This is a genomic window from Frondihabitans sp. PhB161, from assembly GCF_003814635.1.
Classification (GTDB): Bacteria; Actinomycetota; Actinomycetes; order Actinomycetales; family Microbacteriaceae; genus Frondihabitans.
Map to the genome: position 1 here is coordinate 1,247,652 of NZ_RKQW01000001.1, position 13,103 is coordinate 1,260,754.

Annotated in this window: 10 protein-coding genes; 9 read left to right on the forward strand and 1 reads right to left on the reverse strand. The window is 67.7% G+C overall.

Annotated elements, in window-relative coordinates:
* Positions 1-9: 9 nt before the first annotated feature.
* Positions 10-1,044 carry an iron-siderophore ABC transporter substrate-binding protein gene (locus EDF39_RS06030; protein WP_055960407.1) on the forward strand — a complete coding sequence of 345 codons (1,035 nt, stop codon included), beginning with the start codon at positions 10-12 and terminating at the stop codon, positions 1,042-1,044.
* A 315-nt stretch (positions 1,045-1,359) separates the two neighbouring features.
* On the opposite strand, the gene EDF39_RS06035 is transcribed toward EDF39_RS06030, so the two are convergent.
* Positions 1,360-2,385: a LacI family DNA-binding transcriptional regulator gene (locus EDF39_RS06035; protein ID WP_233572986.1), complete on the reverse strand. Its 1,026-nt coding sequence runs from the start codon at positions 2,383-2,385 to the stop codon at positions 1,360-1,362.
* Positions 2,386-2,541: 156 nt separating this feature from the next.
* Here EDF39_RS06035 and EDF39_RS06040 point away from each other — a divergent pair, with 156 nt between their 5' ends.
* The 8 genes from EDF39_RS06040 to EDF39_RS06075 all read left to right on the forward strand — a co-directional run bounded on the left by EDF39_RS06040 (position 2,542) and on the right by EDF39_RS06075 (position 12,555).
* Positions 2,542-3,480 (forward strand): carbohydrate ABC transporter permease, encoded by a 939-nt coding sequence (locus EDF39_RS06040; RefSeq protein ID WP_055960402.1) that lies wholly within the window; start codon positions 2,542-2,544, stop codon positions 3,478-3,480.
* Complete coding sequence (locus EDF39_RS06045; protein WP_123941324.1) at positions 3,477-4,424, forward strand: carbohydrate ABC transporter permease; 948 nt, start codon at positions 3,477-3,479, stop codon at positions 4,422-4,424. Before EDF39_RS06040 ends, EDF39_RS06045 begins: the two co-directional genes overlap by 4 nt.
* A 107-nt stretch (positions 4,425-4,531) precedes the next feature.
* Positions 4,532-5,875, forward strand: a complete 1,344-nt coding sequence (locus EDF39_RS06050) for a sugar ABC transporter substrate-binding protein (RefSeq protein ID WP_123941326.1) — start codon at positions 4,532-4,534, stop codon at positions 5,873-5,875.
* A gap of 99 nt (positions 5,876-5,974) precedes the next feature.
* Entirely contained in the window at positions 5,975-7,804 is a 1,830-nt protein-coding gene (locus EDF39_RS06055; protein ID WP_123941328.1) for a beta-galactosidase family protein, read from the forward strand.
* A 205-nt stretch (positions 7,805-8,009) separates the two neighbouring features.
* On the forward strand, positions 8,010-8,420 hold the full coding sequence (locus EDF39_RS06060; RefSeq protein WP_123941330.1) for an ester cyclase: 411 nt from the start codon (positions 8,010-8,012) through the stop codon (positions 8,418-8,420).
* Between the two features lie 290 nt (positions 8,421-8,710).
* Positions 8,711-9,127, forward strand: a complete 417-nt coding sequence (locus tag EDF39_RS06065) for a hypothetical protein (protein WP_123941332.1) — start codon at positions 8,711-8,713, stop codon at positions 9,125-9,127.
* A gap of 112 nt (positions 9,128-9,239) precedes the next feature.
* A complete protein-coding gene (locus tag EDF39_RS06070) occupies positions 9,240-11,069 on the forward strand; it encodes an alpha-glucosidase (RefSeq protein ID WP_123941334.1) in 1,830 nt (609 codons plus the stop codon).
* A 190-nt stretch (positions 11,070-11,259) separates the two neighbouring features.
* Entirely contained in the window at positions 11,260-12,555 is a 1,296-nt protein-coding gene (locus tag EDF39_RS06075; protein WP_199726151.1) for an NAD(P)/FAD-dependent oxidoreductase, read from the forward strand.
* Positions 12,556-13,103: the final 548 nt, after the last annotated feature.

The following is a 13,103-nucleotide window of genomic DNA, read 5'->3' on the forward strand; positions in this document are numbered from 1 at the left end:
CACCATCCCTTGTCTCAGAAACTTCTCCGCCGAGGAATCGCCGTCGTGGCCGCAGCAGCCCTGGCGTTCTCCCTCGCGGCCTGCAGCACGTCGTCCGACGCAGGATCCGGCAGCACGTCGGGCGCATCGGCCTCTGACGCCTTCCCGGTCACGATCAAGTCGGCCCTCGGCAGCGCGACCATCGAGTCGAAGCCCAAGCGCGTCGTCACCATCGGCTGGGGTGCGGCCGACACGGTCGTCTCGCTCGGCACCACGCCTGTCGGCATCGAGGAGGTCACCTGGGGTGGCGACTCCGAGAAGAACTACCCCTGGGTCACCTCGGCCATCGAGAAGCGCGGCGACGCTCTGCCCAAGACCTTCGCGGTCTACCCCGACATCGACATGACGGCCCTCGCCGAGCTGAACCCCGACGTGATCATCGCCCCGCAGTCGGGTATCACGGCGAAGCAGTACAAGACGCTCAGCGCCCTCGCGCCGACCGTCGCCTACCCCGGTGAGGCCTGGGGCACCTCGTGGAGCGACGAGATGACGATCATCGGCAAGGTGCTCGGCGAGAGCGACAAGGCCGCCGACCAGATCGCGGGCATCAAGACGACCCTCGCCAAGACGGCCGCTGAGAACCCCGACTTCGCGAAGTACAACTTCACCTACATCTACGCCGCCGAGCCGGGCTCGCTGTCGATCTACCAGAAGGGCGACCCGCGCGTCGACATCATCGCGGGTCTCGGCCTGACGCAGGAGAAGACGGCCGCGGCTCTGCCGAAGACCGCCGGCACCTTCGTCTCGACGATCGGCCTCGAGAAGGCCAATCTGCTCGACAAGACCGACATCGTCTTCACCTGGTTCAACGACGAGGCCAACCAGAAGCAGATCGAGAAGCAGCCCCTCTACGCGTCGATCCCGGCTGTGAAGCGCGGCTCGTACGTGCCGAACGTCAACCAGCAGCTCGCGATGGCCTCCACCGTCATCACGCCGCTGAGCCTGCCGTACGCGCTCGACAAGTACGTCGCCATGATCAAGACGGCGGCCGCCAAGGTCGACTGACCGGTTCTGCTCGCGCGGCGGGCCGTCGAGTGCCGCCTTATGCGGTGCCTGGCGGCCCGCCGTTGGCATAAGGCGGCACTCGCGAGTCGGGTCGGGCACCGGTGCCGCGGGCTCGTGCAGCGAGTGCCGCCATATGCCGTCTGAGGGCCCCCGCCGGCGGCATTAGACGGTACTCGGCGACACCGGTGCGCACTCACGAACGAAGGATCCGAGGACGCGCGGCTTCAGGGGCACCGAGTGCCGCCATATGCCGCGTGCGGGCCCCCGCCGGCGGCATTAGGCGGCACTCGGCACCAGATCGGTCAGCGCAGCGGCTCAGACGCAGGGCGGTGGCGCCGTGCTCGCCCGCACAACCAGGTCGACCGGCACCATCGTCACCGGCGCCGGCGTCGTCCGCTCGATCTGCGCCACGAGCATCGCGACCGACGACCGACCGACCTCGTCGAAGTGCTGGTGGATGGTCGTGAGCGGCGGCCAGAACGACTCCGACTCCGTCATGTCGTCGAAGCCGACGATGCTCAGGGTCGACGGCACTTCCCTGCCGAGCTCGTGGCATGCGCGCAGGAGGCCGAGGGCCATTCCGTCGTTCGCGACGAAGACGGCGGTGATGTCGGGGCGGCGGGCGATTTCGAGGCCTGCGCGGTAGCCGGATCCTGTGCTCCAGTCACCGGTGAACGGGGGAGGCACCTCGCGACCGTGCGACTCGAGCACCTCGCGCCAGGCGGCCTCGCGACGCCTGGCCGCGTAGAAGGTCGGCGGCCCGGCGATGTGCCACACGGTCTCGTGGCCCAGGTCGAGCAGGTGCTGGGTGGCCAGCCGGGCGCCGAGGGCTTGGTCGGTGTCGATGAATGGACGTTCGCTGAGGCGGCTGGAGTCGATGATCACGACCGGCACGTCGGCGGGCAGATCGACGTCGTCTTCGGAGAGCAGGTCGGCCTCGATGACGATGACGACTCCGTCGACGGCCTGCTCGGAGAGCCGCGCGATGGCGCCGGTGACCTCTCCGCGGGTGCGCTGCGAGACGGGAAGGAGGGTGATCGTGTAGCCGACCAGACCCGCGGCCTCGGCGATGGCCTCCAAGAACTTCGTGTTGCCGAACGACGAGAGCGTGAACATGATCACGCCGATCGTGTGGAACCGGCCCGATCGGAGGGCGCGGGCCGCACGGTTCGGGCTGTAGCCGAGCTCGACCATCGAGGCGCGCACCCGGTCGCGGGTAGCGGGCTGGACGTTCTCGAGATCGCGGGCGACACGCGAAACGGTCTGCATCGACACGCCCGCGTGGCGCGCCACGTCTGCGGCGGAGGCCTTCTTCGCGGCCGGGCCCGAAGCGGAGCCCACGGCAGGGCCCTCGTCGGGTGAAGGTGCGGAGCCCGCGGCCGGTGAAGGTGTCGCTGAGGTCACGATTTCCTCCAGGTCGGTGGCGATGTTGACGTTGCCATGCTACCGTCGCCTCGGTGATGTTGACGTAAACATCGTGGAGACGAGGAAGTTTCGATGAGTTCTGGAACCCTGACGGGCGCCAAGGCGGCACGGCTCGAGCCGACGCCTCGCAAGCGCCGGCGCACGGGCCGCGGCAAGCAGACGGGCTGGATGTTCGTTGCTCCGTTCATGGTGGTGCTGATCCTTATGTTGATCGTGCCGATCGGCTACGCGATCTACCTGAGCCTGTTCCGCGACCAGCTGATCGGCGGCAACCACTTCGTAGGCCTCGCCAACTACATCCAGCTGCTCCAAGACTCGAAGTTCTGGTCGAGCTTCGGGCGCGTGCTGATCTTCCTGGTGATCCAGGTGCCGGTGATGCTCGTTCTGGCACTGGTCGCGGCTCTCGCCCTCGACAGTGCTCGACTCCACGCCGCGAGCTTCTTCCGAATCGCGATCTTCCTGCCCTACGCGGTGCCTGGTGTCGTCGCAGCCCTCATCTGGGGCTTCATCTACGGCCCGCAGTTCGGCCTCACCGGCTCGTTCAACGATCTGCTCGGCAGCGACCTGCTCAAGCCGTTCACCTCGACCTGGATCCTGACGTCGATCGGCAACATCGTGACCTGGGAGTTCCTGGGCTACAACATGATCATCTTCTTCGCGGCCCTCCGCGTCGTCCCGGCCGAACTCTACGAGGCGGCGTCGCTCGACGGTGCCGGCAGCCTCCGCACGATCATCTCGATCAAGCTCCCGGCTCTCCGCGGCGCAATCGTGATCGCCTCGATCTTCTCGATCATCGGCAGCTTCCAGCTCTTCAACGAGCCCAACCTGCTCAAGACCCTGGCGCCGAACGTGATCGGCACCTTCTTCACCCCGAACATGTACGCCTACAACCTCTCGTTCGCCGGCCAGCAGTTCAACTACTCCGCCACCGTCGCGATCGTGATGGGCGTCATCACCGCCGTCATTGCCTACATCGTCCAGGTCCGCGGCACGCGACAGGAGAACCGATGAGCACCCTGACCAGCCCCGAGGTCATCCCCGAAGAACAGGGCCGAGGATCCGGCGGTCCGTCGAAACGCTCTCGTCGTGACCGGCCCGGCCCCAGTGGCTACCGCGAGAAGAAGTCGCGCGGCCTCACCGCGATCATGGTGATCTTCCTCGTCTACTCGCTCGTGCCGCTGTTCTACCTCGTCGTCAACTCGACGAAGTCGCAAGACTCCCTGCTGGCGTCGTTCGGTCTCTGGTTCGGCGACGGCTTCCACCTGTTCGACAACATCCAGCAGGTCTTCACCTACAACGGCGGCATCTTCGTCACCTGGTTCCGCAACACGCTGCTCTACGTGGTGGTCGGTGCCGGGGGAGCGACGCTGCTCGCGACCCTCGCCGGCTACGGTCTCGCGAAGTTCCGCTTCACCGGTCGACGTGCGGTGTTCGCCATCGTGCTCGGCTCGATCGCCATCCCGGGTACGGCCCTTGCCGTGCCGACGTTCCTGCTCTTCTCGAACATCGGCCTGACGAACACCCCGTGGGCGATCATCCTTCCGTCGCTCATCAGCCCGTTCGGCCTCTACCTGGTCTGGACGTATGCGGTCGACGCGATCCCCGAAGAACTGCTCGAAGCGGCCCGTATCGACGGCGCGGGTGAGATCCGCATCTTCTTCACGATCGCCATCCGGCTGCTGACGCCCGGTATCGTCACGGTGCTGCTGTTCTCGGTCGTCGCGACCTGGAACAACTACTTCCTCCCGCTCATCATGCTCAGCGACCCGAAGTGGTACCCGCTGACCGTCGGCCTCAACCAGTGGTCGCAGCAGGCGAACGGCGTCGCCGCCGACCCGATCTACAACCTGGTCGTCACCGGCTCGCTGATCACGATCGTGCCGATCGTCATCATCTTCCTGCTCCTCCAGCGCTACTGGCAGTCGGGCCTCGGCGCCGGCGGCGTGAAGCAGTAGACCAGCAGTTTCTCCTCCTCCCCCCAGCAATCCCTCCACTCCCCTCACCAACCCACACGAGTCATTCCCACCCTCCCTACCCACACAACGAAGTGAAAGGACCCCTCATGCACAAGCGCTTGAGGACGATCGTCGGTGCCGCAGTCACCACGATCGCAGTAACCGCAGCTCTCACCGGCTGCTCGAACAGCGGCGGCGGATCGTCGAACGACGGCGGAAACGCCGGCCAGGTCGACGCCGCCCTCAAAGCCGGCGGAACCCTGACCTACTGGTCGTGGACCCCGTCCGCGGCAGCCCAGGTCAAGGCCTTCGAGAAGGCCTACCCGAAGGTCACCGTCAAGCTCGTCAACGCCGGTACCGGCACCGACGAGTACACGAAGCTCCAGAACTCCGTCAAGGCAGGATCCGGGGCGCCCGACGTCGCTCAGGTCGAGTACTTCGCGCTGCCCCAGTTCGCTCTCGCCGACTCGCTGACCGACCTCACCCAGTACGGCTTCAACGACCTGAAGAGCAAGTACACCAGCGGCACCTGGGGCTCGGTGTCGCTCGACGGCAAGCTCTACGGCCTGCCTCAGGACTCCGGCCCCATGGCCATGTTCTACAACAAGACGCTCTTCGAGAAGTACTCCATCCAGGTGCCGAAGACGTGGGACGAGTACATCGCCGCCGCGAAGAAGCTGCACAAGGCCGACCCCAAGGCCTACATCAACTCCGACACCGGCGACGCCGGGTTCACGACGAGCATGATCTGGCAGGCCGGCGGCCGTCCGTTCGAGGTCGACGGCAGCAAGGTGTCGATCAACCTGCAGGATGCGGGCACCAAGAAGTGGGCCGACACCTGGAACGAGCTCGTCGAGAACAAGCTCCTCGCCCAGACCCCCGGCTTCACCGACGACTGGTACAAGCAGCTCGCCGGCGGCGAGATCGCGACCCAGATCACCGGTGCCTGGTTCCCCGGCGTCATCGAGTCGGGTGCCAAGGCCGGCTCGGGTGACTGGGCTGTCGCTCCGATCCCGACCTACGACGGCAAGACCGCTGTCACGGCCGAGAACGGCGGTGGCGCACAGGTCGTCATGAAGCAGTCGAAGAACCAGGCCCTCGCGGCCGGATTCGTGAAGTGGCTGAACTCGAGCGACGAGAGCGTCAACACGTTCCTCGCCTCGGGCGGATTCCCGTCGACGACCGCCACGCTCGACTCGAGTGAATTCCTCGCCACGAAGCCCGACTACTTCGGTGGACAGGCCATCAACGAGGTGCTCAAGAGCTCGTCCGACTCGGTCGCCTCCGGCTGGAAGTACCTGCCCTTCCAGGTCTACGCGAACAGCATCTACGCCGACACCGTCGGTCAGTCGTACGCCGACTTCTCCGACATCAACACCGGTCTGAAGGCCTGGCAGACGGCGCTCGTGAAGTACGGCAACGAGCAGGGCTTCACCGTCACGGCCAAGTAGCCCCACCAGCACTGCGTTCGACCAGCACCACAGTCACGGAGCGGGTGCGACCACCTCGGTCGCACCCGTTCTCCGTCCTCCGACTCTGAGAGAGACCCCATGACCACGAGCCGCTTCACGATCGGCGACGACGCCTTCCTCCTCGACGGGCGCCCGCATCGGATCCTCTCCGGGGCTCTCCACTACTTCCGCATCCACCCCGAGCACTGGGCCGATCGCATCCACAAGGCCCGGCTCCTCGGCCTCAACACCATCGAGACGTACGTGCCGTGGAACGACCACGCACCGACGCCCGACGAGTGGATCACCGACGGCCGGCTCGACCTCGGCGCCTTCCTCGATCTCGTGCACGAGGCCGGAATGCACGCCATCGTCCGGCCCGGCCCCTACATCTGCGCCGAGTACGACAACGGCGGCCTTCCGGGCTGGCTGTTCCGCGACCCCAGCGTCGGCGTCCGACGCTCCGAGCCCCTCTTCCTGGCGGCCGTCGAGACCTATCTCCGGCGCGTCTACGAGATCGTCGTGCCGAGGCAGATCGACCACGGCGGGCCGGTCGTGCTCGTCCAGATCGAGAACGAGTACGGAGCGTACGGCTCCGACGCCGCCTACCTCCGCGCCCTTGTCGACCTCACCCGCGACGCCGGTATCGACGTTCCACTCACCACGGTCGACCAGCCCGAGCCCGACATGCTCCGCAACGGCTCGTTGCCCGACCTGCTGAAGACCGGCTCGTTCGGCTCCCGCAGCCCCGAACGCCTCGCCACCCTGCGGGCCGCGCAGCCGACGGGGCCGCTGATGAGCTCCGAGTACTGGAACGGCTGGTTCGACCACTGGGGCGGCGTGCACCACACCACGCCCGCCGAGGCGCAGGCGCGCGATCTCGACGAGCTGCTCGCCCTCGGGGCGTCGGTCAACCTCTATATGGTGCACGGCGGCACGAACTTCGGCTTCACGAACGGGGCCAACGACAAGGGCGTCTACGAGCCGACCATCACGAGCTACGACTACGACGCACCGATCGACGAGGCGGGCCGGCTCACTGAGAAGTACTTCGCCTTCCGCGAGGTCTTCGCGAAGTACACCGACGTGCCCGATCTCGACTTCGACGACCCCAGGAGCATCGAGGATCCGACGGCTCACACCCCAGCACCCGTGCCGGTCGTCGAGATGGCCGGGTCGACGCCTCTGCTCGGCGTCCTCGGTCGACTCGGCCATTTCGCCCGCGCGTCCGCCGCACCGACCTTCGACGAGCTCGGCGTCTACCGCGGCTACCTCGTGCTCCGTGCGGCGCTGCCCGACGCCGGCTCGCCAACGTCGGGCGAGTCCCGCGGCCACGTGCTCGAGGTCGGCGAGGTGCGCGACCGCGCCATCGTCTTCGTCGACGGAGCTCGCATCGGCGTGCTCGAGCGGGCCCGCGGCGATCGACGCCTGGCCCTGCCCGCGGGCGCCGAGCTCATCGTGCTGCTGGAAGACCAGGGGCGGGTCAACTACGACCAGCGGATCGGCGAGCCCAAGGGGCTGATCGGCGAGGTCACGGTGGACGGACGCACCGCCGAGTGGACCGCACTTCCGCTCGACCTCGATCTGCTGGCAGCGAGCGGGGCCGGGGCGGATCCTTTGGTGTCTTCTTCGCCTCTCGTCGGGCCCGGTATCGCGCGCTTCGAGTTTTCGCTCGGGGCTCCCGCCGACCTGTTCCTCGACAGCGGTGGCCTCGGCAAGGGCGTCGCGTTCGTGAACGGGTTCCCGCTCGGGCGGTATTGGAGCGACGGGCCGCAGCGCACCCTCTACGTACCCGGCCCGGCGACCCGGTCGGGTATCAACGAGCTCGTACTGTTCGAAACCGAGGTCGACGCGCCTAGCCCGGCGTTCGCCGCCCTCGCCGACCTCGGCCCCGCGCGGGCGGATGCGTTCGACGTGCAGGGTGCCTGACCGCTCGCCGCTCGCCGCTCGCCGTACTGCGTCTCGCGGATTGGCCCACCTGCCGCGGCGCGCGGGTGTGACCGCGAGACGTTGCGCGGCGAGGTCGCCTAGCCGAGCGGCGTCCCCCGGATCCTGATCCCATAAACAACGCGGGGCGTTGACTCGGCGAAGACGACAGCCGTCGCCACGCGGGCACGGCGAGAAGGGATCCACCATGGCAACCGAGATCACCGAGGGCGGCCAGGCCACCATCGACGCGCTGGCGCGGATGCGCGACACCTCGCTCGAGATGGGCGACCGGTTCGACGTCGATTTCGTCGACCACGACCCCGCCGACGGTCAGCCCGCCGGAGGAGGCGGAATCGCCTGGTTCTGGGAGCAGTTCGGCACCTCGTTCAGCGACGTCGAGCGCACCGAGCTCGAAACGATCGTGACGCCGACGAAGTACATCACCATCGCCGACCTCTCGGCCACCCACACCGGCGAGTACCATGGGCACGCAGCGACCGGCAAGCGCTTCACTGTGCGCAACGTGCAGGTGATCGGCTTCACCGACGGCAAGGCCTCCGACCGGTGGGGCTCGACCGACGAGCAGGGCATCCTGCGGCAGCTCGGCCTTGCCTGAGCGGGGCATCCTCCGGCTAGACCCTCGCAGTCGGCTGCTGAGGTGGACCTAGGGCCACCTCGACTGCCGGCGACGAGGGTCTGTGCCGATCGCGCGGGTGTGGGCCGGTCGCGCGGGTCGGTGCCGGTCGCGCGGGTCGGTGCCGATCATGCGGGTCGATGCCGGCCTCGCGAGCATCCCCCGCGCGGGTGCCACCCCAACGTGGAGGCGCGCCGGGTTGCGGGCGGTGCCTAATCTGGCTGAGGAGCGCAGGATCCTGCGGCTCGTCACCCGGCAGAAGTGAGCTGCGCATGAACCCCGTCACCGGACTCGTCCGCGGCACCTCCGCCTACATCTGGTCCCTCGTCACCGTGGTCGCCGTCGCGTGCGTGGGCCTCGGCGTGCTCAGCCTGGTCGGGGCCGTGCTGGCGGTCGCCGCCAGTGGCCGAGCCGACCTCTCGCCCGTGGGTCTGCCGCTCGTGCTGCTGCTCGCCGGTGCGATCGCACTGCCCCTGAGCCGCCGCGCGCTGCCCCTCGTCACAGCCCGCGAAGCCGCCGCCGGGTACACCACCGTGCCGCTGTTCTCGGGTGAGCTGCCGCTTCGCGACCCGCGCGACGGCCGCGAGCTCATCGCCGCGGGGGCCGACGTGCCGCGGTCGTTCCGCGTCAGCCTGCGCCCTGCGCGCCGCGCTGCCCAGTTCGCGCCCGCCGCCGCAGCTGCCGCCTGACCCGAATTTGAAGGAGATCCGCGCCCGGGCGAACGGACTCATGCCGATCGGCGGGGGTCGGCAGCGCGTTTCTCCTTCAAATTTGCAGGGGGCCCGCGCCTAGGCTTGACGAATGAGCCTCGCCGACGAGTCAGCCCAGTCGCCCGCCACACCCGCAGCAGCACCCGCGCCCGCCTGGTGGACGAAGGCCGTCGTCTACCAGATCTACCCCCGCAGCTTCGCCGACTCCAATGGTGATGGCATCGGCGATCTCGGTGGAATTCGGCAGCACCTCGACCACCTCGTCGACCTGGGTGTCGACGTGGTCTGGCTGTCGCCCATCTACACCTCGCCGCAGGCCGATAACGGCTACGACATCAGCGACTACCGCGACATCGACCCGCTCTTCGGCACCCTCGACGAGTTCGACCTGCTGCTGGCCGAGATGCACGAGCGCGGCCTCAAACTCGTGATGGACCTCGTCGTCAACCACACGAGTGACGAGCACGCCTGGTTCCGGGAGTCGAAGTCGTCTCGCACGAGCCCGAAGCGCGACTGGTACGTCTGGCGCGACGGCGTCGACCGGAGCCCCCGAGACGGCCGCACCGAGCCGAACCTGTGGCGCAGCGCCTTCAGCGGCCCGGCCTGGACGCAGCTCGTGGCCGCCGACGACCCCGCCGGCAACCGATTGACCGACAACCGATTGACCGACAACCGATTGACCGACAACCGATTGACCGACGGCCCCGCCGACAGCCGATCGACCGACAACCGATCGGTCGACGACCAGTACTACCTCCACCTCTTCGCGCCCAAGCAGCCCGACCTCAACTGGGAGAACCCGGAGGTGCGCGACGCGATCTACTCGATGATGAACTGGTGGCTCGACCGGGGAGTCGACGGCTTCCGCATGGACGTCATCAATCACATCGCCAAGATCCAGAGCGACCTCGTGAGCGACAGCGATGGCTTTTCGATGGGCCCGCAGATCCACGAGTACCTGCGCGAGATGAACGAGCGCGTGTTCGCCGGGCGCGAGGCCGACCTGATCACGGTCGGCGAGATGCCCGGGGTGACTGTCGACGACGCGAAGCTCTTCACCGGCGCAGATCGGCTCGAGCTCGACATGGTGTTCCAGTTCGAGCACGTCGGGCTCGATCACGGCCCGGCCTCGAAGTTCGACAACGTGCCGCTCGATCTCCGCGACCTGAAGCGCTCGCTCAGCCGCTGGCAGGAAGGCCTCGCCGACACCGGCTGGAACAGCCTCTACCTCGCCAATCACGACCAGCCGCGCTCGGTCTCCCGCTTCGGCGACGACGACGAGTTCCGCTTCGAGTCGGCGACTCTGCTCGCGACGATCCTGCACCTGCATCGGGGCACGCCCTACGTCTACCAGGGCGACGAGATCGGCATGACGAACGCCGGATTCGCCTCGATCGACGACTACCGCGACATCGAATCGCTCAACTGGTTCGCCGAGCAGCGCGAGGAGGGCCGCGACCCCGAAGAGCTTCTCGAGTCGCTCCGGTTCCGCTCGCGCGACAACGCGCGCACCCCGGTGCAATGGACCGAAGGATCCGAGGCGGGTTTCACTTCGGGCTCACCCTGGCTGGCGGTGAACCCGAACGCCGCTCTGATCAACGTGCACGCCGACCGCCAGTCCGATCGCTCGATCTTTGAGCACTACCGTCGGCTCATCGCGTTGCGGCACTCGTCCGAGGTTGTCGCTCTCGGCTCGTACACGCTCCTCGAGCCCGACCATCCGACGCTCTTCGCGTTCACGCGCACCCTCGCCGACGAGTCGTTCCTCGTCGTGGGCAACTTCTCGTCGGAGGAGCTCGACGCCCCGGCGCTTGGGTCGGGTTCGTGGGGGCGCGGATCCTTGGTTCTCGGCAACTACGCCGACCCCGGAGAGGCGACGACTCTGCGCCCGTGGGAGGCCCGCATCGTCCGTCGCGGCTAGTCGAGCCCCGAATTTGAAGGAGATCCGCGCCGAAAAACCGAAAGTGAGGCGGATCGGGCGGCGTCGTCGCGGGTTTCTCCTTCAAATTCGGAAGGCGAGCGAATCAGGGGATACCCTTGCAGTTGATTTCGAGCGAAGACGACGAACCAGCGCCCTCGCCGGCCTCCTCGTTCGTCAAGAAAGAGGAAAAATGGCCGAGCTGCCGCACATCGTCATCATCGGAGGTGGCTTCGCGGGCATCGCGACGCTGAAGGCACTCAAAGATGCGCCGGTGCGGGTGACCCTGATCGACCGTCACATCTACAACATGTTCCAGCCGCTCATGTACCAGGTGGCGACCGGCGGGCTCAACGCCGGCGACGTCACCTACTTCCTCCGCAGCCTCCGCAGCACCCAGCCGAACGCGAACTTCCAGCACGGGCTGCTCAAAACCATCGATGCCGAGGCGCAGGTCATCGAACTTGCCGACGGCGAGAAGATCTCGTACGACGCACTCGTTCTGGCGAACGGCGTCAACACCAACTACTTCGGCACCCCCGGCGCCAAGGAGTACGCGAAATCGATGTACTCGCGATCACAGGCGCTCAGGATCCGCGACGAGCTCTTCACGCAACTCGAAAAGGCCGCTGTCCGCGAAGATACCTCCGAGGTCCGCGTCGTCATCGTCGGCGGCGGAGCAACCGGCGTCGAGATGGCCGGCGCCCTCGCCGAGCTCCGCGACCAGGCGCTCGTGACGGCCTATCCCGAGATCGACCGCAAGAGCATCACGATCACCCTGGTGCACCGGAGCGGCGAACTCCTCAAGCCGTTCGCACCGCGACTGCGCCGCTACTCGGAGGGCGCCCTCCGCAAACGCGGCGTCGAGCTCCGCCTCAACACCGGCGTCGCCGAAGTGCGCAAGAACGGCGTCGTCACCGCGTCCGGCGAAGAGATTCCGGCAGAGCTCGTGATCTGGGCCACCGGAGTGACTGCACACGGAGAAGTCGACGGCTGGGGGCTCGAGCAGGGTGCGGGTGGCCGGATCCTCGTCGGTTCCGACCTGCGCGTCAAAGGCCACGACCGCATCTTCGCCGTCGGCGACATCGCGCTCACGCCCAAGCCGCTCGACCAGCTGGCGCAGCCGGCACTGCAGGGAGGCGCGCACGTCGCCGAGCAGATCGCGCGCGTGCTCACAGGCAAGCCGACCCGGGCCTTCAAGTACCACGACCGCGGCACCATGGCGACGATCGGCCGCCACGCCGCCGTCGCCCAACTCCGCGGCGGGATCACCCTGACCGGCGTGCTCGCCTGGTACACCTGGATCGTCATCCACATCTACAGCCTGCTCGGCAACAGCAACCGGGTAACCACTATGGCGCACTTCATCTCGCGCTACGCCTGGTTCGCCTACCGGAAGGCCGTGCCGATCGTCGGCGACGTGCGCCCCGTGCGCAAGAACGGCGACCGGGCAGAAGAGATTCCGGCTACGACCGACGCTCGCGGGTAGGTTCGTCGCCCTCGAACGCTTCTCGCTGGGCGAGAGGCGTTCGGGGACGGCGAACCTGCTGGTGCTTGCTGGCGCCTTCGGCGCGCGCGGCGCGAGGCCTTCGGCCCGCACCGCGGCCGCAGCGCCTTCGGCGTGCGGCGAGGGGGCCGGTGTCGAGATCGCAGTTGGGGTCGGGTGGGGGCGACCGGAAGTGCGATCTCGGCGAGCGGCGCGGCGCCGCGTGCGCGAGGTGGCCCGATCTACGTCGTTTGGGGGCGCGTGGCGGTAGTTTCGGCCACCTCGCGTGTCGAGATCGCAGTTGGGGTCGGGTGGGGGCGACCACAAGTGCGATCTCGGCGAGCGACGCGGCGACGCGTGTGCGAGGTGGCCTGATCTGCGCAGGTTGGGGCGCGCGTGGCGGTAGTTGCGGCCATCTCGTGGGTCGAGATCGCAGTTGGGGTCGGGTGGGGGCGACCACAAGTGCGATCTCTGCGAGCGGCGCGGCGCCGCGCGCGCGAGGTGGCCTGATCTACGTGGACGGCGCGCGCGGGGCGGGAGGTTGGGCCATC

Bases quoted from the DNA above. Each gene is read 5' to 3' on its own strand.
- EDF39_RS06040 (WP_055960402.1), top strand. From the start codon at position 2,542: ATGAGTTCTGGAACCCTGACGGGCGCCAAGGCGGCACGGCTCGAGCCG.
- EDF39_RS06045 (WP_123941324.1), top strand. From the start codon at position 3,477: ATGAGCACCCTGACCAGCCCCGAGGTCATCCCCGAAGAACAGGGCCGA.
- EDF39_RS06050 (WP_123941326.1), top strand. From the start codon at position 4,532: ATGCACAAGCGCTTGAGGACGATCGTCGGTGCCGCAGTCACCACGATC.
- EDF39_RS06055 (WP_123941328.1), top strand. From the start codon at position 5,975: ATGACCACGAGCCGCTTCACGATCGGCGACGACGCCTTCCTCCTCGAC.
- EDF39_RS06060 (WP_123941330.1), top strand. From the start codon at position 8,010: ATGGCAACCGAGATCACCGAGGGCGGCCAGGCCACCATCGACGCGCTG.
- EDF39_RS06065 (WP_123941332.1), top strand. From the start codon at position 8,711: ATGAACCCCGTCACCGGACTCGTCCGCGGCACCTCCGCCTACATCTGG.
- EDF39_RS06070 (WP_123941334.1), top strand. From the start codon at position 9,240: ATGAGCCTCGCCGACGAGTCAGCCCAGTCGCCCGCCACACCCGCAGCA.
- EDF39_RS06075 (WP_199726151.1), top strand. From the start codon at position 11,260: ATGGCCGAGCTGCCGCACATCGTCATCATCGGAGGTGGCTTCGCGGGC.